Annotated in this window: 22 protein-coding genes; 14 read left to right on the forward strand and 8 right to left on the reverse strand. The window is 64.3% G+C overall.

The window, feature by feature from the left end:
* Nucleotides 1-249: 249 nt before the first annotated feature.
* Nucleotides 250-1,683 carry an aldehyde dehydrogenase family protein gene (locus ACVILL_RS25575; RefSeq protein WP_456731562.1) on the forward strand — a complete coding sequence of 478 codons (1,434 nt, stop codon included), beginning with the start codon at nt 250-252 and terminating at the stop codon, nt 1,681-1,683.
* 241 nt (nt 1,684-1,924) lie between these two features.
* On the opposite strand, the gene ACVILL_RS25580 is transcribed toward ACVILL_RS25575, so the two are convergent.
* Nucleotides 1,925-2,887, reverse strand: coding sequence for an SMP-30/gluconolactonase/LRE family protein (locus tag ACVILL_RS25580; RefSeq protein WP_456731563.1), 963 nt, complete (start codon nt 2,885-2,887; stop codon nt 1,925-1,927).
* 113 nt (nt 2,888-3,000) lie between these two features.
* Between ACVILL_RS25580 and ACVILL_RS25585 the strand changes: the two genes are divergently transcribed.
* The gene (locus ACVILL_RS25585; protein ID WP_456731564.1) at nt 3,001-3,822 is read left to right on the forward strand and encodes an NAD-dependent epimerase/dehydratase family protein; all 822 of its coding nucleotides are present in this window, start codon (nt 3,001-3,003) and stop codon (nt 3,820-3,822) included.
* On the opposite strand, the gene ACVILL_RS25590 is transcribed toward ACVILL_RS25585, so the two are convergent.
* Both ACVILL_RS25590 and ACVILL_RS25595 read right to left on the reverse strand, forming a co-directional pair.
* Entirely contained in the window at nt 3,823-4,401 is a 579-nt protein-coding gene (locus tag ACVILL_RS25590) for an invasion associated locus B family protein (RefSeq protein ID WP_456731565.1), read from the reverse strand. It lies immediately after the preceding gene.
* 34 nt (nt 4,402-4,435) lie between these two features.
* Entirely contained in the window at nt 4,436-5,128 is a 693-nt protein-coding gene (locus tag ACVILL_RS25595; protein WP_456731566.1) for a GntR family transcriptional regulator, read from the reverse strand.
* Nucleotides 5,129-5,302: 174 nt separating this feature from the next.
* Between ACVILL_RS25595 and ACVILL_RS25600 the strand changes: the two genes are divergently transcribed.
* From ACVILL_RS25600 to ACVILL_RS25615, 4 genes are all read left to right on the forward strand, one after another.
* On the forward strand, nt 5,303-7,006 hold the full coding sequence (locus ACVILL_RS25600) for an IlvD/Edd family dehydratase (protein WP_456731567.1): 1,704 nt from the start codon (nt 5,303-5,305) through the stop codon (nt 7,004-7,006).
* Nucleotides 7,007-7,160: 154 nt separating this feature from the next.
* Nucleotides 7,161-8,162 (forward strand): TRAP transporter substrate-binding protein, encoded by a 1,002-nt coding sequence (locus ACVILL_RS25605; protein ID WP_456731568.1) that lies wholly within the window; start codon nt 7,161-7,163, stop codon nt 8,160-8,162.
* Nucleotides 8,163-8,187: 25 nt separating this feature from the next.
* On the forward strand, nt 8,188-8,772 hold the full coding sequence (locus ACVILL_RS25610) for a TRAP transporter small permease (protein WP_456731569.1): 585 nt from the start codon (nt 8,188-8,190) through the stop codon (nt 8,770-8,772).
* Entirely contained in the window at nt 8,769-10,109 is a 1,341-nt protein-coding gene (locus ACVILL_RS25615; RefSeq protein ID WP_456731570.1) for a TRAP transporter large permease, read from the forward strand. The genes ACVILL_RS25610 and ACVILL_RS25615 overlap by 4 nt, the downstream gene beginning before the upstream one ends.
* A gap of 39 nt (nt 10,110-10,148) precedes the next feature.
* On the opposite strand, the gene ACVILL_RS25620 is transcribed toward ACVILL_RS25615, so the two are convergent.
* The 3 genes from ACVILL_RS25620 to ACVILL_RS25630 form a co-directional block, all read right to left on the reverse strand.
* Nucleotides 10,149-11,330, reverse strand: coding sequence for a radical SAM protein (locus ACVILL_RS25620; protein ID WP_456731571.1), 1,182 nt, complete (start codon nt 11,328-11,330; stop codon nt 10,149-10,151).
* A 36-nt stretch (nt 11,331-11,366) separates the two neighbouring features.
* Nucleotides 11,367-11,687, reverse strand: coding sequence for a hypothetical protein (locus tag ACVILL_RS25625; RefSeq protein WP_456731572.1), 321 nt, complete (start codon nt 11,685-11,687; stop codon nt 11,367-11,369).
* 277 nt (nt 11,688-11,964) lie between these two features.
* Nucleotides 11,965-12,756 carry an enoyl-CoA hydratase/isomerase family protein gene (locus tag ACVILL_RS25630; RefSeq protein ID WP_456731573.1) on the reverse strand — a complete coding sequence of 264 codons (792 nt, stop codon included), beginning with the start codon at nt 12,754-12,756 and terminating at the stop codon, nt 11,965-11,967.
* A gap of 286 nt (nt 12,757-13,042) precedes the next feature.
* Here ACVILL_RS25630 and ACVILL_RS25635 point away from each other — a divergent pair, with 286 nt between their 5' ends.
* A complete protein-coding gene (locus ACVILL_RS25635) occupies nt 13,043-14,260 on the forward strand; it encodes an NAD(P)/FAD-dependent oxidoreductase (RefSeq protein WP_456731574.1) in 1,218 nt (405 codons plus the stop codon).
* A gap of 102 nt (nt 14,261-14,362) precedes the next feature.
* Here the strand turns inward: ACVILL_RS25635 and ACVILL_RS25640 are convergent, their stop codons facing one another.
* Together ACVILL_RS25640 and ACVILL_RS25645 are read right to left on the reverse strand one after the other, a co-directional pair.
* On the reverse strand, nt 14,363-15,304 hold the full coding sequence (locus ACVILL_RS25640) for a ribokinase (RefSeq protein ID WP_456731575.1): 942 nt from the start codon (nt 15,302-15,304) through the stop codon (nt 14,363-14,365).
* Nucleotides 15,305-15,325: 21 nt separating this feature from the next.
* The gene (locus ACVILL_RS25645) at nt 15,326-16,219 is read right to left on the reverse strand and encodes a sugar kinase (RefSeq protein ID WP_456731576.1); all 894 of its coding nucleotides are present in this window, start codon (nt 16,217-16,219) and stop codon (nt 15,326-15,328) included.
* A gap of 231 nt (nt 16,220-16,450) precedes the next feature.
* Here ACVILL_RS25645 and ACVILL_RS25650 point away from each other — a divergent pair, with 231 nt between their 5' ends.
* From ACVILL_RS25650 to ACVILL_RS25680, 7 genes are all read left to right on the forward strand, one after another.
* Nucleotides 16,451-17,311, forward strand: a complete 861-nt coding sequence (locus tag ACVILL_RS25650) for a VOC family protein (protein ID WP_456731577.1) — start codon at nt 16,451-16,453, stop codon at nt 17,309-17,311.
* 405 nt (nt 17,312-17,716) lie between these two features.
* A complete protein-coding gene (locus ACVILL_RS25655; protein ID WP_076862546.1) occupies nt 17,717-18,373 on the forward strand; it encodes a TetR/AcrR family transcriptional regulator in 657 nt (218 codons plus the stop codon).
* Between the two features lie 275 nt (nt 18,374-18,648).
* Nucleotides 18,649-19,458 carry an ABC transporter permease gene (locus tag ACVILL_RS25660; RefSeq protein WP_456731578.1) on the forward strand — a complete coding sequence of 270 codons (810 nt, stop codon included), beginning with the start codon at nt 18,649-18,651 and terminating at the stop codon, nt 19,456-19,458.
* A 51-nt stretch (nt 19,459-19,509) separates the two neighbouring features.
* Complete coding sequence (locus tag ACVILL_RS25665) at nt 19,510-20,508, forward strand: ABC transporter substrate-binding protein (RefSeq protein WP_456731579.1); 999 nt, start codon at nt 19,510-19,512, stop codon at nt 20,506-20,508.
* 169 nt (nt 20,509-20,677) lie between these two features.
* Entirely contained in the window at nt 20,678-21,526 is an 849-nt protein-coding gene (locus tag ACVILL_RS25670) for an ABC transporter ATP-binding protein (protein ID WP_456731580.1), read from the forward strand.
* Between the two features lie 13 nt (nt 21,527-21,539).
* On the forward strand, nt 21,540-22,946 hold the full coding sequence (locus ACVILL_RS25675) for a hypothetical protein (RefSeq protein WP_456731581.1): 1,407 nt from the start codon (nt 21,540-21,542) through the stop codon (nt 22,944-22,946).
* Nucleotides 22,943-24,094, forward strand: coding sequence for a Gfo/Idh/MocA family protein (locus ACVILL_RS25680; RefSeq protein WP_456731582.1), 1,152 nt, complete (start codon nt 22,943-22,945; stop codon nt 24,092-24,094). Before ACVILL_RS25675 ends, ACVILL_RS25680 begins: the two co-directional genes overlap by 4 nt.
* Nucleotides 24,095-24,104: the final 10 nt, after the last annotated feature.

The raw sequence follows: 24,104 nt of genomic DNA on the forward strand, positions 1-24,104 counted from the left end.
GTACTGTTCGAGCGGAGAGACTGTCACCCCACCCCGTTGCACATTCCGCTGCGCTTCATGCGCAACGACCCTCCCTCTCCAGGGAGGGTGGCACGGCTTGCCACGCGAGTAGCAGCGACATTATATGCGTTGGGCGTGCACGAGCCGCGCCCCGCATATGGCGGGTTCAATTCGGCCTGCTTTCGTGCAAGGATGCCTGCCGAACGCTTTCCGTTCCCAATTCCATACGCCCCGTACAAGAGGTTTCCGATGGTCAATCGCATGCAATTCTACATCGACGGCGCCTGGGTCGATCCCGTCGTCAAAGGCAAGTCCACCCCCGTCGTCAATCCGGCGACCGAAGAGGCGATGTATGAAGTTGCGCTCGGCTCCAAGGCCGATGTCGACAAGGCAGTCGCCGCCGCCAAGCGCGCGTTCGAGACTTATTCCAAAACCAGCCGCGAGGAGCGCATCGCGCTGCTCACCAAGGTCGTCGAGGTCTACAAGGGCCGCATGAAGGAAATCGGCGCCGCCGTTTCCGACGAGATGGGTGCGCCGCTGCCGATGGCCGAGAAGCTGCAGGCCGGCGCCGGCCTCGGCCACCTCATGAACACACTCGAGGTGCTGAAGAAGTACGAGTTCGAGGAGACCATGGGCACCGCCGTGATCGTCCGCGAGCCGGTCGGCGTCGTCGGCATGATCACCCCCTGGAACTGGCCGCTCAACCAGATCGCCTGCAAGGTCGCGCCCGCGCTCGCCGCCGGCTGCACCATGATCCTGAAACCGTCGGAGTTCACGCCGACCTCGGCGCTGATCTTCGCGGAAATCCTTCATGAAGCGGGCGTGCCGAAGGGCGTGTTCAACCTGCTCAACGGCCTCGGCCCGGAGGTTGGCGCCGCGATGAGCGAGCACCCGGACATCGACATGATCTCGTTCACCGGCTCGACCCGCGCCGGCGTCGACGTCGCCAAGCGTGCGGCGCCGACCGTCAAGCGCGTCAGCCAGGAACTCGGTGGCAAGTCGCCGAACGTGATCCTCGAAGGCGCCGACCTCGCCAAGGCGGTGGCCGGCGGCGTGATGCACATGTTCAACAACTCGGGCCAGTCCTGCAATGCGCCGTCGCGCATGATCGTGCCGCTCTCCAAGATGAAGGAAGTGGCCGCGATCGCGAAGGGCGTCGCCGACAAGACCAAGGCCGGCGATCCGCGTGCCGACGGCACCACGATCGGTCCGGTGGTCAACCGCGGCCAGTGGGACAAGATCCAGGCGCTGATCCAGAAGGGCATCGACGAAGGTGCAACGCTCGTCGCCGGTGGTCCGGGCCTGCCCGAGGGCGTCAACAAGGGCTTCTATGTCCGTCCGACCATCTTCGCCGACGTCACCAACGACATGACGATCGCCCGCGAAGAGATCTTCGGACCGGTGCTGACCATCCTCGGCGCCAAGGACGAAGCCGACGCGGTGAAGATCGCCAACGACACGCCGTATGGTCTTGCCGGTTACGTCTCGGCCGACACCGTGGAAACCGCGCGCCGCGTCGGCCGCCAGATCCGCGCCGGCAACGTCAACCTGCAGGGCGTGCCGAACGAGCGCACCGCGCCGTTCGGTGGCTACAAGCAGTCCGGCAACGGCCGCGAGTGGGGTCGTTACGGTCTGGAGGAATATCTCGAGGCCAAGGCGGTCGCCGGCTACAACGCCGCGTAAGCGCAAGCCACGAGAGACGACATTCTGACGCCGGGGCGGATCACCGCTCCGGCGTCAGACGTTCTGGAAGGTAGAAGTTGTTATCGTCGTCCCGGCCTAGTGCGCAATTGCGCACGGGGGCCGGGACCCATCACCACAGGGAGGAGTTTGGCGAAGACCGGCCGTGCCGCGGTACTGCGACTTCCTTGCTCGATAGATCACGCGGTATGGGTCCCGGCCTGCGCCGGCACGACGGAGAAGTCTAACCGCCGAGCGCGCCTTGGGTGTTGACGTAGAGCGCATAGATCGACTGGCTCGCCGCCATGAACAGGCGGTTGCGTTTCAGTCCGCCGAAGCAGAGGTTGGCGCAGCGCTCCGGCAGTGCGATGCGGCCTATCATGACGCCGTCGGGCGCGAACACGACGACGCCGTCGAGCTCGGGATCGCCCATGCCCCAGCCGCACCACAGATTGCCGTCGATGTCGCAGCGCATGCCGTCCGGCGTGCCGGGGCCGGCATCGATGAACACGCGCTTGTTGGAGATCGTCTTGCCGTCGGCGGAGACGTCATAGGCCAGGATCTTGCGGTTCGGCGCGCCGCGGGACTCCACGACATAGAGGATCTTCTCGTCGGGCGAGAAGCACAGCCCGTTCGGTCCCAGCACGCCCTCGGCGACGATTGCGGCCTTTCCGGTCGCGGGATCGAGCCGGTAGACATTCGCGTCGATCTCGGGCTCGGCCTTGTGGCCCTCGTAATTGCCGAGCAGGCCGAAGGTCGGATCGGAGAACCAGATCGAGTTGTCGGACTTCACCACGACATCGTTCGGCGAGTTCAGCCGCTTGCCGCCGAAGGAATCGATCAGCACCGTAATCGATCCGTCATATTCGGTGCGGACCACGCGGCGGCCGCCGTGCTCGCAGGTGATCAGCCGGCCGTGGCGGTCGCGGGTGTTGCCGTTGGCGAAATTCGACGGCTTGCGGAAGATGCTGACCGCGCCGGTCTCTTCCTCCCATTTGAGGATGCGCTGGTTCGGAATGTCGCTGCACAGGAGATAGCGGCCATCGCCGAACCACACCGGCCCTTCGGCCCAGCGCAGGCCGCTGGCGATGCGCTCGACGGCGGAGAGTTTCAGCCAGTATTTCTCGAAGCGCGGATCGAGCGCGTGGATCGCTGGATCGGGATAGCAGGTCGCAGGACGCCAGCCGGCGGAATGAACATCGGACATTTGCTGTTCTCGTTGTTGTGTTTCGATGGTGTTTCCTTGAGCGCATGGTTTGCTATCATTGTCGGCCTGCGACCGCAATTCGGCTGCAGCAACCAGGAAAGACGAGGGACGGCATGCCACGCATATTGATGACCGGTGCATCGGGTGGAATCGGAACGAGCCTGCGCAAGCTGCTGCCGCCGATCTATCCGGATCTCCTGCTCAGCGACATCAAGCAGCCCTCCGATCTCGGCAGCAACGAAAAGTTCAAGGCGGCCGATCTCGCCGACCTCGCCGAGGTCGAGGCGATCTGCGAGGGCGTCGAGGGCATCCTGCATTTCGGCGGCTATTCGGTCGAAGGATCGTGGGACCAGATCCATCAGGCCAACATCATCGGCTGCTACAATCTCTTCGAGGCGGCGCGCAAGCAGGGCGTCAAGCGCGTGATCTTCGCGTCCTCCAACCATGCGGTCGGCTTCTACCCGCGGCATCACCGCATCGGCACCGACGTGACGCCGCGGCCCGACAGCCGCTACGGTGTCAGCAAGGTGTTCGGCGAAGCGGTTGGCGCACTTTACGCCGACAAGCATGGGCTCAAGGTGACCTGCATCCGGATCGGCAATTTCGGCGAGGCGCCGCTCGATCACCGCAGGCTCTCGATCTGGCTCAAGCCGGAAGATCTGGTCCAGCTCTGCCGGATCGGGCTCGAGCACCCCGACATCCATTTCGAGGTGCTGTACGGAGCGTCCTACAACGAGCGCTCGTGGTGGGACAATCACCGCGCCTACGATCTCGGCTATCGTCCGGCGGGGCGAGGCGAAGACTTCCGCGAGCACGCGATGGCCGAGCAGGCCAAGCTGCCGCCGGATGCCGTCGGCGACTATTACCAGGGCGGCACGTTCTGCAGCATGGAGTTCGACGGCGACAAGAGCAGGGTGATCGACTGGAAGAAGTGATCAGTCCTCGCACTGCGGCAGTTGCTTGAAGGAGTCCGGTCGCTGCTGATGCAAGTCCTTCAGGTCCTTGTGCGTCACTTCAAATGCCTTGGGTTCGCTGCCGGGCCCGTCAAAGGCCTGGGCAAAGTGGGTGAGCGGAAAGGAGAGGCTGATCGTCTGCCCCGTCAGGTCCTTGGCTTCCATAGTGATCGCTTGCGCATGCTTCAGCCGTTCGATCAGCTCACTGTCGGCCTCAAGCGTGCCGCCGCAGCCCAGCGTGTAGCAGTGCGGCTTGGGGATCTGGATTGGCTCATCCTGATCGATTCGCAGGCTGATCGTGCCCTCCAGCATGGTCCGCGTTCCGACGTTTGCGGTGAGAAGCGCGCGCTTGCTGCTCTGTGGCGAAATGCTGATGCCTCCGCCCGAAGGGACACATTGGCCGCGCGCGGCGGCGCCGACGAAGCAGCTTGCCTGCGTCAGGCAGGTCTTGGTCCAGAGTTCGTAGGTGAGTTGCGTCGCGCGCGGATCGGCTGCGTTACTGGCGCCGGCAAGCGCAAGCTGCATGGCGAACGATCCCATCAACAAAGCCACGTAACGCATCGCCGTCTCCTTCACGAGGTGGCCGCATATCGCGCTATTGCGGCTTTTTGTCGTTGGAGATGCGGACGAGATAATCCGCCTTGCTGTACTGCATGTGATCGACGCACAGCTGTGCCAGCGCCCAGCTGTCGCGGCCCTTCAACAGCTCGATCATCAATTCGTGCTGGCGCCGCGACAGCGCCAGCCCCTCGCTGTCGGCGAGATTCTTGGCGCGCATCGGCAGCGTCAGGTTCATGTAGTCCTGCAGCGAGCGCACCAGATAGGGATTGCCGCAGGCGGAGAACAGCGCGAGGTGGAACGCATCGTTGGTCTCGTGAATGCCGCGCATGTCCTGCGCGTCGGCCTTGATGCAGTAATGCCGTTGCAGCTCGCTCAACTGGTCGATCAGGCCGTCGGGCGCGGGCAGGGCGATCATCAGCGCGGCCTGGCGCGTCAGCATCTCGCGCACCTCATAGATCTGCCGCACTTCCTCGGCCGAATAGAATCGCACCGTGGCGCCGACATTCTTCTCGCGCAGCACGATGCCCTGGCGCTCCAGCTGGAACAGCGCCTGGCGGACGAAATGCCGGCTCGCGCCGTAGCGCTGCATCAGCGTATCCTCGACCAGCCGCAGGCCGGGCGCGAAGCGGCCGAAGATGATGTCCTCCTCCAGTCTGCGGATCACTTCCGCCTGCTCCTCCTCGCGGGAGGGGGCCTGGATATCGGGGAGGGTGGGCTCGGCTTTCATGTGCTCTGGGTTTCGGATCGATATCAGGAGGTCAGCACGGCAGCGCAGCTATTGTCAATAATGGGGGCGATTTTGCCGCAGAGCAGCCACCCGCCACCGCCAGATTATCTCATATTGACAATAATTCCCGCCGCTCCTTAAGTGCGGCCGAACCACCAAAAGGACGAGAAGAAAATGGCCGACGGACTTCGCAAGGGACTGACCAGCTATGGTGACGCCGGCTTCTCGCTGTTCCTGCGCAAGGCCTTCATCAAGGCGATGGGCTATTCGGATGATGCACTCAATCGCCCGATCGTCGGCATCACCAATACCTACAGCGATTACAATCCCTGCCACGGCAACGTCCCGCAGATCATCGAAGCCGTGAAGCGCGGCGTGATGCTGTCGGGCGCGATGCCGTTCGTGTTCCCGACCATCTCGATCGCGGAGAGCTTTGCGCATCCGACCTCGATGTATCTGCGCAACCTGATGGCGATGGACACCGAGGAGATGATCCGCGCCCAGCCGATGGATGCGGTGATCGTGATCGGCGGCTGCGACAAGACCCTGCCGGCGCAGATCATGGCCGCGATCAGCGCCGATCTGCCGACGGTGGTGATTCCGGTCGGGCCGATGGTGGTCGGCCATCACAAGGGCGAGGTGCTCGGCGCCTGCACCGACTGCCGCAGGCTGTGGGGCAAGTATCGCGCCGGCGAGATCGACGACACCGAGATCGAGGCGGTGAACGGGCGCCTTGCGCCTTCCGTGGGCACTTGCATGGTGATGGGCACGGCCTCCACCATGGCCTGCATCACCGAGGCGCTCGGCCTGTCGCTGCCGATGAGCGCGACGATCCCGGCGCCGCACGCCGAACGCTTCCGTTCCGCCGAGGCCAGCGGCCGCGTCGCCGCCGAGATGGCGAAGACCAAGGGACCGAAGCCGAGCGAGATCCTGACGCCGTCCTCGTTCCGCAACGCGCAGGTGGTCATGCAGGCGATCGGCGGCTCGACCAACGGGCTGATCCATCTCACCGCGATCGCCAACCGCTCGCCGCACAAGATCGACCTCGAGGCGTTCGACAGGCTCGGCCGCGAGGTGCCCGTGCTGGTCGACCTCAAGCCGTCGGGCGAGCACTACATGGAGCACTTCCATCATGCCGGCGGCGTGCCGAAGCTGATGGCGCAACTCGGCGACCTCATCGACCTGGACGCGAAGACCATCACCGGACAGACCCTGCGCGAGGTTGTCGCCGGCGCGGAGGACGTGCCCGGGCAGGATGCGATCCGCTCCAAGGCGAACCCGATCAAGTCCGAAGGCGCGATGGCGATCCTGCACGGCAATCTCGCGCCGCGCGGTGCGGTGATCAAGCAGTCGGCAGCGAGCCCCAAACTATTGCAGCACACCGGCCGCGCCGTGGTGTTCGAATCGGTCGAGGACATGACGCTGCGGGTCGACGACCCCGCGCTCGATGTGACCGCCGATGACGTGCTGGTGCTGCGCAATGCCGGCCCGAAGGGCGCGCCGGGTATGCCGGAGGCGGGTTACCTGCCGATCCCGAAGAAGCTCGCGCGCGCCGGCGTGAAGGACATGGTCCGTATCTCGGACGCGCGGATGAGCGGCACCGCGTTCGGCACCATCGTGTTGCACATCACGCCGGAGTCCGCCGTCGGCGGACCGCTCGGCCTGGTGCGGAACGGCGACATGATCCGGCTCGACGTCGCCAAGCGCAGCATCGATCTGCTGGTCGACGAGGCCGAACTCGAGAAGCGTCGCGCCGCGCTCGCGCTGGCCGGTACCCCGGACTGGGCCAAACGCGGCTATGCGCATCTCTTCAACGAGACGATCCTTCAGGCCGACGAGGGCTGCGATTTCGACTTCATGCGCGCCAAGGGGAAGTAGCGGGCTCGACCTGCACCGCGGGTCGAATTGTCGATAATCTCTCGGCGCGCGAGGCTCATCGGCCATACGACGAGCTAATTACCTCTGTTTTATTGACAATCCCGCGGGACTGGTGGGATGATCGCGTCAATTAAAAACCAGGGGGAACGTCGCGATGGGCACTTCAGCCAGGATCGTCGGGATCGCCATGGCCGCGGCAGCGCTGCTGCTGCCGGTGCACGCCGGCGCGCAGGAGGTCAAGCACTTCCGCTTCGCCTATGACCAGCCGCGCAACACCGGCTATTCGGTCGCCGGTGATCTGTTCGCCGAGAAGCTCAAGGAATTGAGCAAGGGCACGATGATCGTCGATCAATACCCCGGCGCGCAGCTCGGCCAGGAGCCGCAGCTGCTGCAGCTCGTCAAGTCGGGCGATATCGAGTTCGCGATCATCTCCTCCGCCAACACCGCAACGATCTCGCCGCAGGCCGGCGTGATGTCGCTGCACTTCCTGTTCCGCAACGACGCCCATGTGATCAAGGCGTTGGCGGACCCGAAGGTGTTCGAGGCCATCAAGGCGATGATCGACGACACCGCGCAGGGCCTGCATGTGATCGGCACCGGCTCGCAGGGCGTCCGGCATATCTACAGCAAAAGGGAAATCCATAATGTCGGTGACCTCAAGGGCGTGAAGGTTCGGGTGCAGGCGACCGCGACTGAGGACACCATGTTCCCGGCCTATGGCGCGCAGACGGTGCACATGCCGTTCGGCAGCGTCTACACCTCGCTGCAGACCGGCGTGGTCGACGCCGCCGAGAACAGCATCAACGTCTATCTCGTCAACAAGCACTACGAGGTCGCGCCGGTGCTCTCGATCACCGAGCACGAGGCCAACAACGCGCTGCTGTTCGTCTCCGACAGGCTGTGGCAGAGCCTCTCCGCCGAGCAGAAGCAGTGGGTGCAGGCCGCCGCCAACGAGGTCAGCGCCAAGGAGCCGCAGAAGGCGTTCGAGCTGGAGCGGAACGCGCTGACCAAGCTGAAATCGTTCGGCGTCAAGGTGGTCGAAGACGTCGACAAGAAGAGCTTCACCGCGATCGCCGATCCCTATCTCGACAAGCTCGCCAGGGAGCTCGGCCCGCATGCGGAGAAGATCAAGAACCTGATCCGCGCGATCAACTAGAACCCGGCTCGACGGGAAGCGCTCCATGGCCATCGCCGACACGTTGGTGCTGCAACGACAGCGGCATCTGAAATGGCGGGCGCTCGACCGGTTCGAGCTGATCCTGATGATGCTGTGCGGCCTGCTGTGCTTCGGTTTCTCGTTGTCGGTCACGGCCGACATCGTCACCCGCACCATCGGTCATCCCTGGCTGTGGCTGCAGGAGGTGACCTCGACGCTATTCATCTACGCGATCTTCATCGGTGCCGCGGTCGCGACAAGGCGCAATGATCACCTTTATCTCACCGCGATCTCGGAGGCGATGCATGGCAGGTCGCGGCTGGTCGTCGAGATCGTCATCAGGCTGGTGGTGCTCGGCGTCGCCTTCTGCCTGGTCTGGTACGGCTATCAGAACTACCTCCGCGGCTTCGGCAGTTTCCGGCTGCCGTCAGGCACGCCGATCGCCTCGCTCTATGCCGTGATCCCGCTGTCCGGCATCCTGATCGGCCTGTTTACGATCGAGCAGCTCGTCAACGGCATCCGCAACGGCTTCGATCATCCGGAGCCGCCCGATGACGACCTTGCGATCCCTTCGATCAACACCGGCGCGACGACAGGAGTGCAGCCGTGAGCGCACCGGTCGTGCTTGTGCTGATGTCGTTCTGCTTCCTGTTCTTCGGCTATCTCGGCGTGCCGGTGCCGTTCTCGCTGATGGCCGGCGTGTTCGTCGGCGCGGTGCTGTCCGATGTCTCGCTGGCGGCGATCATCCAGAAGATCTTCGACGGCGTCGATTCCGAGGCGCTGCTGGCGATCCCGTTCTTCCTGCTGGTCGGCGAGCTCATGAGCTCGGCGAATGTCGTGGTCCGCATCGCCAATCTGTCGGTCTCGCTGGTCGGGCATATCAGGGGCGGGCTGTCGCAGGTCGTGGTCGTGTTCAGCATGTTCTTCTCGGAAATGTCGGGCTCGACCACCGCCGACGTCGCCGTCATGAGCCGGGCGCTCGGCGGGCCGATGCGGCGGGAGGGCTATGAGCCGGCCTTCATCGCCGCGATCATCGCCTCAGCCTCGACGATCGCGGCGCTGGTGCCGCCGAGCATCACGGCGGTGGTCTATGGTGCGGTCGGCAACGTCTCGATCGCCGGCCTGTTCATGGCGGGCGTGGTCCCCGGCCTGATGATCGGCTTCGGGCTGATGATCTACTGCTACTTCTTCGGCCCGTCGGGCCTGCGCAAGCCGCGGGCGCCGCTGCGGCAGATCGCGTTCGCCGCCGGCGACGCCGCGCTGCCGCTGATGATCCCGGTGATCCTGCTCGGCGGCATCCTGACCGGCTGGTTCACGCCGACCGAGGCCGGCGTGGTCGCGGTGGCCTACATCATCGTTGTGGTGATCCCGGCGCTGAACCGCGGGCACCTCAAGAAAATCCCCTACGATTTCTGCCTCGCCGGCCTGATCTTCTCCCTGCCGTTGATCACGATCGGCGCGGCGAACGCGTTCGGCTGGATGCTGGCCTATCTGCGCGGCGCGATCTACATCGCCGACTGGATCACCTCGATCGCCGGCAACGATCCGCATCTCATCATGCTGTTGATGGTGCTGCTGTTCACCGTGGTCGGCGATTTCATCGAGCCGGTGCCGACCATCATCATCTTCATGCCGCTGGTCAACGCGCTGACCCAGGCCGGCGACATCAACGGCGTGCACATGGGCGTGGTGCTGATCGCGACGCTGGCGTTCGGCCTGATCACGCCGCCCTACGGGCTCGTGCTGCTGATGGCCTCGAAATTCGTCGGCATCAGCTTCGCAAAAGCGCTGCGGGCAGCGCTGCCGATCTATGTCGTGTTCCTGGTCACGATCTGCTTCACGATCTATTTTCCGAAGGTCGTGCTGTGGCTGCCCAAGCAGGTGATCCCGGAATCGGTCGGCTGCTTCAAGGCACCCGGCGGCACGGGATACATCTGCCCGAACTAGGGGATGTGCTCTTGAATCCACTGCGTGTGTGGCGCTCGACTACCCACCCTTCAGCGCGTTGCGCATCGCGACCCGACCGCCGCCGGGCTTTTGGACATAAAGGTGCTGCTCCAGCACATTCTGCATGTTCTCGAACATCGCATAGAGATCATCGCAATAAACCGACGGATTGTCGTAGCCGTTGGCCTTCGAGAAGCGATGCGGAAGATAGCCGCCCCCGCAGACGTTCAGGAATTTGCATTTTTGACATTTAGCAGCGAGGTTGATCGAGGCGTCGCGCGCGGCTCGCCAGCGCGGTTCGTTGCGGACCTCATCGAGTGCGTGGTCGAAAATGTTGAATGTCGTCTGCGTGAAGCCGTCGCCCGCGATCCTGAGCACGTCATGCGCCTCGACCGAGCCGTCGGTCATGACGGTACACAGCTCCACGGGATGGTGACCTACACCTTCGGTCGGCGAGTTGTTGCCGAGCAACGCAGTGACCATGTCGGTGACGATGCGGATATTCACGGCCGGCCGGCTGCGGTTGGCCTCGAACCAGAGATCGAACAGGCCGTTGTAGAAGCCTGCGATCGCGGGCGGCTTCTCGTCGACCGTCGCATCCGGAATCATGATGTCGTAATGGGTGATGCCGCAATCGGCGAAGAATTCGACGTAGTCGCGCGGGGCGTAAGCCGGGTTGCAGACCGCCAGCGCACTGGTGCGGATGTCGCGCGAAACTAGCAAGCGCGCAGCGCGCGTCACCGCTTCATGGGTGCCGCCGCCCTGAAACGTCTTGCGGTGCAGGTCGTGGATATGCGCGGGCCCGTCGAGGCTGATCGCCACCGAAATTTGATGCCGCTCGAAACAGTCCAGCCATCTATCGTCGATCAGGACGCCATTGGTCGTGACCGAGATCGGGATGTCGCTACCCGTTCGTGTCGTAATGGCGGCGCAGGCTTCGGCAAAAGTATTGAAATTGTCTACGCCCCATAACAGCGGCTCGCCGCCATGCAGGACAATGGGCAAATCGCGCAGATCATGTTCGCGAACGTGCTCTTCGATGCGCAACAGTAGCTGACGCAGCACTGCAGCGCTCATCAGCTTTGGCTTGTCGTAGACGGCGGCGTCGCGAAACCAGTAGCAATATGAGCAATCGATGTTGCAGCGCGTGGCAACCTTGACCAACAGTTGCGCGATCGGCTGACTTGGGAAGTCGACCGTATCTGCCGCGTCAGGCAACATGCGGACACCGAACCAAGCGGAAAGACTCCGAAGAAGCTAGTAACCGCGGGCAAATCCACGGCGGAATCCGCCATACGGCACAGACGTACCCCGCCGGAAAGCGCCGCCGTGATAGGGCGCGCCGCGCACAAAACCGCGCCTGAAATAGGCCTCTGTCACCAGCGGCTGGTCTGACAGGAACTCTTCGGAAGCGGTCATGCCCGAGCCGTCTTGATCGGATCGGGTATCTTGCTTCGCGTTCTGATCGCGCATGTCGGGCAGCAACGCGTCAATTCCCGGATGATCACTCTGAATTGTCGCGCCCGGCCCATGCAATTGCAGAAGGCCCGCAAAGATCTTCAGCGTCAAAATAGACATCAGCTAAAATCCCTCTTCTCGCGGAGGATGCGTCAGAAGAAACACTATAGCTTTATGATCAGACCGGCAATGTGACGGTGCGTATTCGATAGGGAAGTACTGCTGACACGACTGTACCGGTGGCCGCCGCATCTCACCTTTGCGCCGTTCAGGCGCTGAGAGGACGCAGCGGTTCACAATTGGGCCATTCGGTCGGGGCCGATCTTGACCCGCTCATGGTCCGTATCCGGACAAGTCCGGATTCTTGAGGACATGCCTTAGAGAAGCCGTAGCGTTCCTACTTCGACTTGCTGGTGAACTTCTTCACGGCGACGCGGAAGTCGTCGGTGTGCATGGTCGTGATGATCTTGTGCTCCTCGGCGTCGAGCTGCTGCTTGGTCGGCGTGGTCGCGGCCTGATAGACCAGTGATTTGGTTGCTGCGATCGCGGCCGGCGGATTCTTTGCCAGGCGTTCGGCGAGTTGCCTTGTGGCGGCCTTCAGCTCTGCCGCGGGGACGGTCTTGACGACCAGTCCCCATTCATAGGCCTGCTGCGCGGTGAAGCCGTCCTCGGCCAGGAAGATCTGCAGCGCGCGGCGGGTGCCGACCGTGCCGACAATGCCGACAGTGCTGCCGCCGTCCGGCGACACGCCGATCTTGGCATAGGCCGGCGTGAAGCGGGCATCGTCCGCAGCGATGCAAAGATCGGTCACGAAGGCGAGGCCCATCCCGGCTCCCGCCGCCGAGCCGTGCACGCTCGACAGCACCATCTTCGGCATCCGCCGGACCGTCTCGATGAAGGCATGGTAGTGATGCAGCATCTCGCTGACCACGGGGGTGACAATGTTGGCTTCGGCGGCGGCGCCGATGGTCTGCAGATCGCCGCCGGCGCAGAAGGCGCGGCCATCGCCCTCGATGACCAGCACGCGGACATCTTTGTTGGCTTCGACCTCGGCGCTCAGCTGTTCGAGCTTTTTGGCGATCGTCAGGTCGATTGCGTTGAACGCGGCCGGGCGGTTCAGCGTGATGGTCGCGATGGCGCCGTCGATGCGGAGCAAAGCGGGGTCGTTGGCGGAGGCGGGGGCTGGCATTTTGAAGACCTTGGGCTTGTTGGTTCCGGGCATTTAAGGCCCTGGCGGGAGCCATGGCAATCCGGCCCGGTGCCGGAGGCGGGCTTGGCGTCCCCGAATTGGCGTCCCCGGATTGGCGTCCCCGGAATCGCCAGAAACCCCCTTGCGCCCGCGCGAGCCATGAGGCCAAATGGCCCGCGCCTTCGGTACGCAGACACGAGCGCTGTGGGAACGGGGCAAGCAAGCTAACATCGACAAGAGGAAACGGCATGGGTCACTCCTGCTCGCGCGTATGTGGGTTGTTCCGATGACAGGCTCGGTCATCATCGTCGGTGCCGGACATGCCGGTTTCCAGCTCGCGGCGTCGCTGCGCCAAGCGGGCTTTTCTGAGCGCATCACCCTGCTCAATGACGAAGGCCATCTGCCGTATCAGCGGCCGCCGCTGTCGAAGGCCTATCTGAAGGGGACGGGCGGGCCCGAGACCTTGATGTTCCGGCCCGACAAGTTCTACCAGGACAACAGAATCGAGCTGATCACCGATCGGGCGCACGCGATCGACCGCAATGCGCGGAAAGTGGCGCTGGCCTCCGGCACCTCGCTCGACTACGACCATCTGGTGTTCGCGACCGGTGCGCGGAACCGGCTGCTGGATATTCCGAACGCCAAGCTCGACGCAGTCCGCTACCTGCGCATTCTCGACGAAAGCCAGGCGCTGCGCGATTTGATCGCACCCGGCATGCGGGTCGTCGTCATTGGCGCGGGCTTCATCGGGCTCGAATTCGCTGCGACCGCGCGGGCCAAGGGCCTCGAGGTCGACGTGGTCGAACTCGCCTCCCGCGTGATGGCGCGGGCGGTGACCGCGGAGATCTCCGAGTTCTCGCAGTCCCGCCACGCCGCCGCCGGCATCCGGATTCATCTCGGGGTGCAGGTCACGGCGATCGAGGCCGATGGCGCCAAGGTCACCGGCGTCAGCCTGAGCAACGGCACGCATATCCCGGCCGACCTCGTCGTGGTCGGCGTCGGTGTACTGCCGAATGTCGAGCTTGCCGCGGAGGCCGGCCTGCCGGTCGCATCCGGCATCATCGTCGACGAGCATCTCCTGACCGCCGATCCGAATGTATCAGCGATCGGCGATTGCGCGCTCTATACCAGCAAGCGCTTCGGCGGATCGCTGCGGCTGGAGTCGGTGCAGAACGCCACCGATCATGCGCGCTGCGTGGCGTCGCGGCTGACCGGCAAGACCGAGGTCTATGACGGCCTGCCGTGGTTCTGGAGCGACCAGGGCCCCGACAAGCTGCAGATGGCAGGTCTCACCACCGGTTACGACCGCGTCGTGGTGCGCGGCGACCGCGCGCAGGGGGCATTCTCGGCATTCTGCTATCGTGGTGACAAGTTGCTCGGCATCGAATCGGTCAATCGCGCCGGTGATCACATGTTCGGCCGCAGGCTGCTCGGCGCCGGCGGCTCGATCACGCCGGAGCAGGCGGCGGATGCGAGTTTTGATTTGAAGAGCGCGCTTTCCTAGCACCATTGTCGTCCCGGCGCAGGCCGGGACCCATACGCCGCGGCGGTCGTTGGCGGCGATGAACGCAGTTACTGCGCGCGTGCCTTTTTCCGCGGCCGGTGGTTATGGGTCCCGGCCTTCGCCGGGACGACCCGTGGAAAGAACTGCCTTCACTTCTTCAACCGTCGGCATGGACGGCGCAGCGCCCATCCTCTGGACGCAGATCGATGCGGCGATGTTGGCGTATGACATCGCGGCCTGGATTGGCTGTCCGTCCGCGAGCAAGGCGGCGACGGCTCCGACAAAGCAGTCCCCGCCGCCGGTGCTGTCGACGGCTTTGACGGTCCGCCCCTGGTCGACGTGCATGTTGCCACCAACGAGCGCCACGGTGCCGCGCTTGCCCAATGTGACGCAGATGATCTGATCCGCGCGGGCCTGCAGCGACCGCGCGGCGTCCATCAATGTCGCGTATGTGTCGCCGTCCTTGAGCTCGCGCCCGGTGAGAAGGCCGAGTTCGGTCTCGTTGAGGATCAGGACATCGACGAGATCGAGCAACGCCGCATCAATCGGCTTTGCCGGCGCCGGATTGAGGATCGTGCTGGCGCCGGCGGCGCGGGCACGGCTGAAGAATGCCGCGATCGTCGGCAGCGGGATCTCGAACTGGCTGACCGCGACATCGCCTTTGGTAAGGACGGGTGCCGCGACATCGTCCGCATCAACCAGCCCGTTGGCGCCCGGCACGACCACGATCGTATTGTCGGCATTGGCGAGCGTGATGATCGCCGTGCCCGAATGCGCGCCGTCGGTGTCCTTGACGAAGCTGAGATCGACGCCTTGCGCGGCAAGGAACGTTCTCAGCTCCTTGCCAAATGCGTCGGTGCCGAGCCGGCCGACCAGCGTGGTCGGTACGCCGAGCTTGGCCGACGCCACCGCCTGGTTGGCGCCCTTGCCGCCGGGAAAATACAGCACAGCCTCGCCGGCGACGGTTTCGCCGATCCGCGGATGGCGCTCGGCGGTCGCCACCACGTCCATATTGATGCTGCCGGCGACGAAGACGCGCCCCATGGCTAGCTCCGCTTCGGCATCTCAAGCCTCCGCGCGAAACTCCTGCTTGACCGCCGCGATGTCGGCGAGCGTCGGCAGGCCGGCCTCGTTGCCGAGCTTCTGGATCTTGTAGGTCGAAGCCGCGCGCGCGAACTTGAAATGCTCATGCCAGCCTTTGCTCGGATTTGACAGGTAAGAGTAGATGTAGGCGCCGTGGAAGACGTCGCCGGCGCCGTTGGTATCGATGACGCGCTCGCGCGGGATCGGAAACGCGGGCAGGGTGCGCACCGTGCCGGCCTCGTCGTACCAGAGCAGGCCGCGCTCGCCCATGGTGACGCCGCCGACCTTGCAGCCGCGGTCCTTGAGATAATCGAGCATCTGCTCCGGCGTCTTGTCCATCTGCTCGCACAGCCGTTCGGCGACGATCGCAACATCGATGAATGCGAGCAGCTCGTGGGTGTTGGTGCGCAGGCCGCCGCCGTCGAGCGAGGTCAGGATGCCATCCTCGCGGCAGAGTTTTGCGTAGTGGATCGCGGCGTCCGGCTGGTGGCCGTCGATATGCAGCGCGCGGCAACCCTTGATGTTCAGCAGCGGAAAGGGGTGGATGTGCTGGTCGTCGCGGCAGCGCACGATGGCGCGCTTGCCGTCATGGGGCATGATGAAGGACAGCGAGGAGGAGTTGACCTTGCGGGGATGGAACGAGATGCCGTAGCGGTCGGCCATGTCCCAGAACATCCGGCCCAGCCAGTCATTGGCCATGGTGGCAATCAGGTCCGGGTGGATGCCGAGCTTGGCGCAGCAGAACGCCGCGGTGACCGCGTTGCCGCCGAACGACACCGCATAGGCGTCGGCGACGTGCTTCTCGTCGCCAACCGGCATGTGATCTGTGATGAAGGTGACGTCGATATAGGTCTGTCCAATGAAGAGAGCCTGCATTCGCTTTCCGTCGTGGCTTGCTGTGGTCCCGGCCGATGATCAGACTAGCACTGCTGGTCGGCCGATATCGCTGAAAATATTCGCAACCCTGCCTGGTTTGCGGGTACAGATGAAGCGGGCGCGCGGATCGAGGATCGTTCTGGCATTCGGCATAACGGCCGCCCGCGGCCCGTGGTTCCGGGATGCGCAAGGGAGAAGCACAATGACGGCAGATTCGGGGAGGCCGCAACCATGATTACCGGCCTCGATCATGTCGTCGTCCTGACCGGCGACATCACGGCTGCCAGCACCGCCTACGAGACGCTGTTCGCGCGGGCACCTTCCTGGCGCAACAGCGGCGACGGCGCCGACCGCGTGCTGTTCACGCTCGACAACACCACGCTGGAATTGATGGCACCGCGCGGCGATGATGCCGCAGCCGAGCGTGTCCGGACGGCGCTCGCTACCCAGGGCGAGGGGCTCGCGAGCCTCTGCTTCCGCACGAGCGATATCGCCAGGACGCACCGCCGGCTCGACCGGCTGACGCTGAAACCCGAGCCGGTCGCCGAGGTCGAAAGCCGCGATGAGGCGAGCGGGGCCACGCTGTCGTGGAAACGTACGCGCGCCGCGACCGATGCGACGCGCGGTGTGCGCATGTTCTTCCTGGAGCGGGAGCAGGAGCGGCCGTTGTCGGTGCGCACCACGCCGGCCTCGATCACCGCGATGGACCATGTCGTGGTCGCGACTGCCGACCCGGAACGCGCCGCCGCGCTTTATGGCGCGCGGCTCGGGCTCGACATGGCGCTCGACCGCTCGCATCCCGAGTGGGGCCGGCTGATGTTCTTCCGCTGCGGCGATCTCGTGGTCGAGGTCACGCACCGGCCTGGTAAGGAGAACAACAAGGCGGAGGCCGCCGCGCCGGACCGGCTGCGCGGCATCTGCTGGCGCGTCGCCGACATCGATGCTACCCGCGCGCGGCTGCTTGCCGCCGGCGTCGACGTCTCGGAGGTTCGGACCGGCCGCAAGCCCGGCACGCGCGTGATGACGGTGCGCAACGGCACCTGCAGTGTGCCGACGCTTCTGGTGCAGCCTTCGCAAGGGAAGGGCGAGTGAGAGGGACGAGCGCGTGATGCGGGGTGAGTTTGTCGACGTGTATCCCCGCCGTCGTCCTGGCGAAAGCCAGGACCCATAACCACCGCATTTGATGATGAAAGGGATCGTGGGCCCCAGCGCCGCGCAACGACAAGCGTTGGGGTAATGGGTCCTGGCTTTCGCCAGGACGACGCCGAATATGTTGCCTTGGCTTGGCCTGTACATCCGCATGATGCCTTCTGGGCTCGCGCCAACAGGGCCACGGAATGACGAAGGCGCACCGCGAAAATATTCCCGCAGCACCATCACGACAACATTCGTTCTCAAACGTCGTGCGTCGTGTTACACTGATCTATTCCGCATCACCGGGCGATCGAATTGGCGAAGGCAAAGCGAATACAGAGATGGCAGCGCGACCCCCAGGGGATGCGGCTGCGGATTCTTGAGGCCGCCAAGCAGGAATTCGCCGCCCATGGCCTCGCCGGCGCGCGGGTCGACCGCATCGCGGCCAATGCCGGCGCCAACAAGCGCATGCTGTACTACCACGTCGGCAACAAGGAGGATCTCTATCTCGAGGTGCTGGAAGGCGCCTATGAGAAGATCCGCGCCGAGGAGCGCACGCTCGATCTCGAGCATCTCGATCCGCCGGAGGCGATCGGGCGCCTGATCGACTTCACGTGGAACTATTTCCTGCGCAATCCCGAGTTCCTCGCGCTGCTGAATACGGAAAACCTCGCCAAGGCAAAGCACCTGAAGCGCTCGACCAAGGTCAAGTCGATGCACTCGCCCTTTGTCGAGATGATCCGCACCGTGGTGACGCGCGGGGTCGAAAGCGGCGACTTCCGCGTCGCGGTCGATCCGGTGCAGCTCTATATCTCGATCGCCGGGCTCGCGTTCTTCTATCTCTCAAACAGCGCCACCTTGAGCGTGATCTTCGGCCGCGACCTCCTGAAGAAGGACGCCCGCGACGAGCGCCTCGAGCACATGACCGCGCTGGTGCTGGCGGCACTGACCGGCAAGTCCACGGCTGAAGTCGGTAGCGCGATGCCGTTACTGCGCACCAGCGAACATCGGGTGGTGTGACGCTTCGCGGTTCGTCTGCAGTCATTGCCAAGCACGATAGCTCGTAGCCTGGATGAGCGTAGCGACATCCGGGACCAGACCATCCGCGGACAGGCTTTCCCCGAATATCGCTGCGCTCATCCGGGCTACAGCACCACAAAGCATTCGAACCAAAAATTCTTGCCTGACGAAAGTTGCATATTTCGGCGCGATTTTGCCGCGTGCGAGGGGCTGGACAGTATTTATCCAACGGGTTAATTTCTGGCCGAACAACAGAGACTGCAAGGGAGCGTGACGTGGCGGAGGCAAAGAGCCCTTCGGGCCTGTCGAAGGTGCTGAATGCGGCGTGGCTGCGCCCGTTCCTGTTCCTGGTCGTGATCGTGGCGGCCTGGGATCTCTCGATCCGGCTGTTCCATATCCCGGCCTATCAGATCCCGTCGCCCGGCGATGTCGTCGCGGTGCTCTGGACGGACTGGCCGGAACTGCTGCGGCAGTCCTGGCCGACCACCTACGCGACGCTGTGCGGCTTCCTGCTCTCGGCGCTGTTCGGCATTCCCGTCGCGATGCTGATCGCAGGCTCGAAGACGGTCGAGAGCTACGTCTATCCGCTGCTGGTGTTCTCCCAATCGGTGCCGAAGATCGCGATCGCGCCGCTGTTCGTGGTGTGGTTCGGCTTCGGCATCATTCCCAAGGTAATTTCCGCCTTCCTGCTCGGCTTCTTCCCCGTCGTGGTCTCGGCGGTGCAGGGCTTCAAGTCGGTCGATCCCGACATGGTCGATCTGGCGCGCGCCATGCAGGGCAGCCGCTTCCAGGTGTTCCGCGCGGTCAACCTGCCGCACGCGATGCCCGCGATCTTCTCCGGGCTGAAAGTCTCGGTGACACTCGCCGTGGTCGGGGCCGTGGTCGGCGAGTTCGTCGGCTCCAATTCCGGCATCGGTTATGTGATGCAGCGCTCGATCGGCACCTTCGACCTGCCGACGATGTTCGCGGCGCTGGTGATCCTGGCGCTGCTCGGCGTTATCCTGTTCGGGATCGTCGATCGCATCGAGCGGCTGGTGATTCCCTGGCACGTCAGCCAGCGCGACGACATCGGCTTTGCGTCCTAGCGCAGCAACCGGACAAGCGGCCCACACAAAAAAAATAAAGGGAGAACAACCATGAAGCGTTTGATTGCGATCGCAGGCGCCGCATTGGCCTGGACCGCGCTCGCGGTGGCCCCGGCATCCGCCGCCGACAAGGTCGTGCTGATGCTGAACTGGTACGTCTATGGCGAGCACGCGCCGTTCTATTACGGCAAGGCCAAGGGCATCTATGCTGCCGAGGGCATCGACCTCGAGATCCAGGAAGGCCGCGGCTCGGCCGCGACCACCCAGGCGGTGGCCGCCAAGACCGCGGATTTCGGCTATGTCGACGTGCCGACGATGATGCGTGCGGCGGTGAAGGGCGCGCCTGTGATCGCGACCGGCGTGCTGCTGCAGACCAGCCCGATGTCGGCGATGAGCCTCGCCGACAAGAACATCAGGAAGCCCGAGGATATCAAGGGCAAGACGGTCGCGATCACGCCGGCGGATTCGATGACCCAGATCTGGCCGCTGTTCCTGAAGAAGACCGGCTTGAAGGAAAGCGACTTCAACACTGTCGCCGGCGACGGCCAGACCAAGCTCAACGCCGTCATCAACGGCCAGGCCGATCTCTTGCTCGGCTACGTCATGGACCAGTCGATGAAGATCAAGGACGCCACCGGCAAGGACGTCTATCCGATCAAGTTCGCCGACTACGGCATCAACATGGTGTCGTCGGGCATCATCGCGAACTCCGACTACGTAAAGGCCAATGCCGATTTGGTCCGCCGCTTCATGTCGGCGACGACCAGGGCGGTTGAAGCCGCCGAGAAGGACCCGAAGGCCGCGGCGCAGTCGATCCTCGACGCCAATCCGAAGGGCGGCAAGATCGACACGCTGACGCAGGGTTTTGAGCTGACGATCCCGCTCTATCGCACGGCGGAGACCAAGACCAAGCGGCCGTTCCAGGTTACCGACCAGAACATGACCGAGTCGGTCGACCTGATGGTCGAATATGGCGGCCTCGACGCCAAGGCGAAGGCCAATCCGAAGGTGTTCTACACCAACGACTATCTGCCGAAGGGCAATTCGTGACCCACACTCAACTGTCGTCCCGGCCTAGTGCGCAATTTGCGCACGGGGGGCCGGGACCCACCACCACCGGCTCCAGTTGTTGCGAGAGGTCTCTCCCCATGTGCCCGAATGAAAGGCCGCGGCGTATGGGTCCCGGCCTTCGCCGGGACGACGGGGGGAGGGAGCTGCGATGAACCCTGCGACCAAGCCAACCCCCGTCAGCCAGCCCGCCGCGCATCTGCGTCTGGTGTCGGACCGCGCGGCCGGGGCTGCACCCGGCATCAAGCTATCGGGCGTGTCGAAGACCTACCGGTCGCGCGACGGCGACGTGCCGTCGCTGCGGCCGCTCGACTTCACCATCAATGACGGCGAGTTCTTCGTCGTGGTCGGGCCGTCCGGCTGCGGCAAGTCCACGCTGCTCAAGATGATCTCGGGCCTGTTGCCGCCGACCACGGGCGAGGTGCTGGTCGACGGCGAGCCGGTGACCAGGCCGCACGGCAATGTCGGCATCGTGTTCCAGAACGCACTGCTGCTGCCATGGCGCAACATCCTCTCCAACGTGATGCTGCCGATCGACATGACGCAGCTCCCGCGCGACAAATATCTCACCCGCGCCAGGGACCTGCTGAAGCTGGTCGGGCTCGAAGGTTTCGAGAAGAAGCTGCCCTGGCAGCTGTCCGGCGGCATGCAGCAGCGTGCCTCGATCTGCCGGGCGCTGGTGCACGATCCCAAGATCATGCTGATGGACGAGCCGTTCGGCGCGCTCGACGCCATGACGCGGGAGCGCATGAATGTCGAGCTGATGCGGATCCAACGCGAGACCGGCAAGACTGTGCTGTTGATCACGCATTCGATCCCCGAGGCGGTGTTCCTCGCCGACCGCGTGCTTGTCATGACCGAGCGGCCCGGCGCGATCGCAGCAATCTACGACGTGCCGATGCCGCGGCCGCGTTCGCTCGAGACGATGTCCGATCCTGTCTTCAACGAACTGGTGCAGCGGATCCGCAAGCATTTCTTCACGCAAGGATCGCTGGACTAACACCGAGCCTCCGATGCCGCTTCGCCTCGCAGTCAAGGATATCGCCTTCTTCGAACGGCCGCTGGTCTTTGCCCGGCCGTTCCGCTTCGGCGCGGTGACGATCACCGCGTCGACGCAGCTTTTCGCGCGGGTCGAGATCGAAGTGGAGGGCAAGGGCCGCGCGACCGGTGCGAGTGCCGAGATGCTGGCGCCGAAATGGTTCGACAAGCGGCACCATCTGACCGAAGCGCAGTCGCTCGACGGGCTGCGCCGCTCGCTTGCGATCGCACGCGAGCTCTATCTGGCGAATCGGGGCTTTGAGACCGCGTTCGGCCTGCACGCCTCGTGCATCGGCCCGCAGGTCGCGGCCTGCGCCGCGGAAGACGTCCCGGCGCTCGCCGCCGGCTTTGGCCCGGCCGAAATCGACAAAGCGATCCTCGATGCGCTGCTGCGCGCGGCCGGCGTCAATTTCTTCGACGGCATGGCCGGCAATATCGCCGGCATCGATGCGCGGCTGACGCCGGATCTCGACGATGCCGCGATCGCGCGGTTCCTTTCGACGCGCACGCGGCTCGAACGTGTCGCCGTCAGGCATACGGTCGGGATGGACGACAAGGTTGAAGGCGAGGGCGGCGTCGCGGACCCCAACGAGAATGCCGGTGCGCGCTATTTCAAGCTCAAGCTGAACGGCGATCCCGCGCATGACGCGGCGCGGCTGGCGCGGATCGGCAGCGAGCTTGCGAAGCTGCCTTACACCGCCAAGGTCACGCTCGATGCCAATGAGCAATATGCCGATGTCGCCGCGCTGAACGCGCTGGTCGACCGGCTCGACGGTGACGGAGCACTTCGGCCGATCGCGGCAAATCTGCTCTATATCGAGCAGCCGATGTCGCGCGATGTCACAATGGCGTCGCCGCTCTGGAGGCTTGCCGCGCGCGATTTCATCATCGATGAGGCCGACGATTCCTACGATGCCTTTCCGCAGGCGCGGGCGCTCGGCTATCGCGGCATCTCCTCGAAATCGTGCAAGGGGATCTACAAGTCGATCATCAATGCGACGCGCGCGGAGGCGTGGAGCGCGGATGGCGACCGATACTTCATCAGCGGCGAGGACCTGACCTGCCAGGCCGGGCTTGGCGTGCAGCAGGACCTCGCGCTCGGTGCGCTGATCGGCGTCACCCATGCCGAGCGCAACGGACACCACTATGTCGACGGCTTTGCGGACACCCCGGCCGACGAGGCCGACGCCTTCCTCACCGCGCATCCCGATCTCTATGTGCGCGACGGCGGCAAGGTCCGCCTCGCGATCCATGACGGCGATCTCCTGACCGGATCGATCGCTGGCTCGGCAGGATTTGCCAGTTCGATCCATCCGGACTGGTCCACCATGCAGCCGCTCAAGCGGCCAACACCACACGTTTCGCAGGAGCAGACAGTATGACGACCAAACGCCTCGGCCTGATCATGAACGGCGTCACCGGCCGGATGGGGCTCAACCAGCATCTGATCCGCTCGATCGTCGCGATCCGCGAGCAGGGCGGTGTGCTGCTGTCGAACGGCGACCGCGTCATGCCCGATCCGATCCTGGTCGGCCGCGACGCCGAGAAGGTCGGCGCATTGGCAAAGCGCTACAACATCGAGCGTCACACCACCGATCTTGATGGCGCGCTGGCCGACAAGGATGACACCGTGTTCTTCGACGCCGCCACCACGCAGGCGCGCCCCTCGCTGCTGACCAAAGCGATCAACGCCGGCAAGCATGTCTATTGCGAGAAGCCGATCGCGACCAATCTCGAGGAGGCGGTTGCGGTCGTGAAGCTCGCCAATGCCAAGAGACTCAAGCACGGCACGGTGCAGGACAAGCTGTTCCTGCCGGGCCTGAAGAAGCTCGCCTTCCTGCGCGACTCCGGTTTCTTCGGCCGCATGCTCTCGGTGCGCGGCGAGTTCGGCTATTGGGTGTTCGAGGGCGGCTGGCAGGAGGCGCAGCGACCGTCGTGGAACTACCGCACCGAGGACGGCGGCGGCATCATCCTGGACATGATCTGCCACTGGCGCTACGTGCTCGACAATCTGTTCGGCGAGGTCGAGAGCGTGGTCTGCATCGGCACCACAGACATTCCCGAGCGCTATGACGAGAAGGGCAAGAAGTACCAGGCGACCGCCGACGATTCCGCCTACGCCACCTTCCGTCTGAAGGGCGGCGTGATCGCGCATATCAACATGAGCTGGGTCACGCGCGTCTACCGCGACGATCTCGTCACCTTCCAGGTCGACGGCACCCATGGCTCGGCGGTGGCGGGCCTGACCGACTGCGTGATCCAGGCGCGCCAGGCGACGCCGCGGCCGGTGTGGAATCCGGACGAGAAGCGCATGCACGATTTCTATGCCGACTGGCAGAAGCTGCCCGAGAACGTCGTCTACGACAACGGCTTCAAGGAGCAGTGGGAGATGTTCATCCGCCATGTCTGCGAGGATGCGCCCTACAAGTACACCCTGCTCGAAGGCGCCAAGGGCGTGCAGCTCGCCGAATGCGCGCTGAAGAGCTGGAAGGAGCGGCGCTGGATCGACGTCGCCCCGATATCAGTCTGAGAAAGGACCT

This window comes from Bradyrhizobium sp. USDA 3364, assembly GCF_054056355.1.

Excerpts from the sequence above, each read along its gene's own strand:
- ACVILL_RS25575 (WP_456731562.1), top strand. The coding sequence starts at position 250 with ATGGTCAATCGCATGCAATTCTACATCGACGGCGCCTGGGTCGATCCC.
- ACVILL_RS25580 (WP_456731563.1), bottom strand. The coding sequence starts at position 2,887 with ATGTCCGATGTTCATTCCGCCGGCTGGCGTCCTGCGACCTGCTATCCC.
- ACVILL_RS25585 (WP_456731564.1), top strand. The coding sequence starts at position 3,001 with ATGCCACGCATATTGATGACCGGTGCATCGGGTGGAATCGGAACGAGC.
- ACVILL_RS25590 (WP_456731565.1), bottom strand. The coding sequence starts at position 4,401 with ATGCGTTACGTGGCTTTGTTGATGGGATCGTTCGCCATGCAGCTTGCG.
- ACVILL_RS25595 (WP_456731566.1), bottom strand. The coding sequence starts at position 5,128 with ATGAAAGCCGAGCCCACCCTCCCCGATATCCAGGCCCCCTCCCGCGAG.
- ACVILL_RS25600 (WP_456731567.1), top strand. The coding sequence starts at position 5,303 with ATGGCCGACGGACTTCGCAAGGGACTGACCAGCTATGGTGACGCCGGC.
- ACVILL_RS25605 (WP_456731568.1), top strand. The coding sequence starts at position 7,161 with ATGGGCACTTCAGCCAGGATCGTCGGGATCGCCATGGCCGCGGCAGCG.
- ACVILL_RS25610 (WP_456731569.1), top strand. The coding sequence starts at position 8,188 with ATGGCCATCGCCGACACGTTGGTGCTGCAACGACAGCGGCATCTGAAA.
- ACVILL_RS25620 (WP_456731571.1), bottom strand. The coding sequence starts at position 11,330 with ATGTTGCCTGACGCGGCAGATACGGTCGACTTCCCAAGTCAGCCGATC.
- ACVILL_RS25625 (WP_456731572.1), bottom strand. The coding sequence starts at position 11,687 with ATGTCTATTTTGACGCTGAAGATCTTTGCGGGCCTTCTGCAATTGCAT.
- ACVILL_RS25630 (WP_456731573.1), bottom strand. The coding sequence starts at position 12,756 with ATGCCAGCCCCCGCCTCCGCCAACGACCCCGCTTTGCTCCGCATCGAC.
- ACVILL_RS25635 (WP_456731574.1), top strand. The coding sequence starts at position 13,043 with ATGACAGGCTCGGTCATCATCGTCGGTGCCGGACATGCCGGTTTCCAG.
- ACVILL_RS25640 (WP_456731575.1), bottom strand. The coding sequence starts at position 15,304 with ATGGGGCGCGTCTTCGTCGCCGGCAGCATCAATATGGACGTGGTGGCG.
- ACVILL_RS25645 (WP_456731576.1), bottom strand. The coding sequence starts at position 16,219 with ATGCAGGCTCTCTTCATTGGACAGACCTATATCGACGTCACCTTCATC.
- ACVILL_RS25650 (WP_456731577.1), top strand. The coding sequence starts at position 16,451 with ATGATTACCGGCCTCGATCATGTCGTCGTCCTGACCGGCGACATCACG.
- ACVILL_RS25655 (WP_076862546.1), top strand. The coding sequence starts at position 17,717 with ATGCGGCTGCGGATTCTTGAGGCCGCCAAGCAGGAATTCGCCGCCCAT.
- ACVILL_RS25665 (WP_456731579.1), top strand. The coding sequence starts at position 19,510 with ATGAAGCGTTTGATTGCGATCGCAGGCGCCGCATTGGCCTGGACCGCG.
- ACVILL_RS25670 (WP_456731580.1), top strand. The coding sequence starts at position 20,678 with ATGAACCCTGCGACCAAGCCAACCCCCGTCAGCCAGCCCGCCGCGCAT.
- ACVILL_RS25675 (WP_456731581.1), top strand. The coding sequence starts at position 21,540 with ATGCCGCTTCGCCTCGCAGTCAAGGATATCGCCTTCTTCGAACGGCCG.
- ACVILL_RS25680 (WP_456731582.1), top strand. The coding sequence starts at position 22,943 with ATGACGACCAAACGCCTCGGCCTGATCATGAACGGCGTCACCGGCCGG.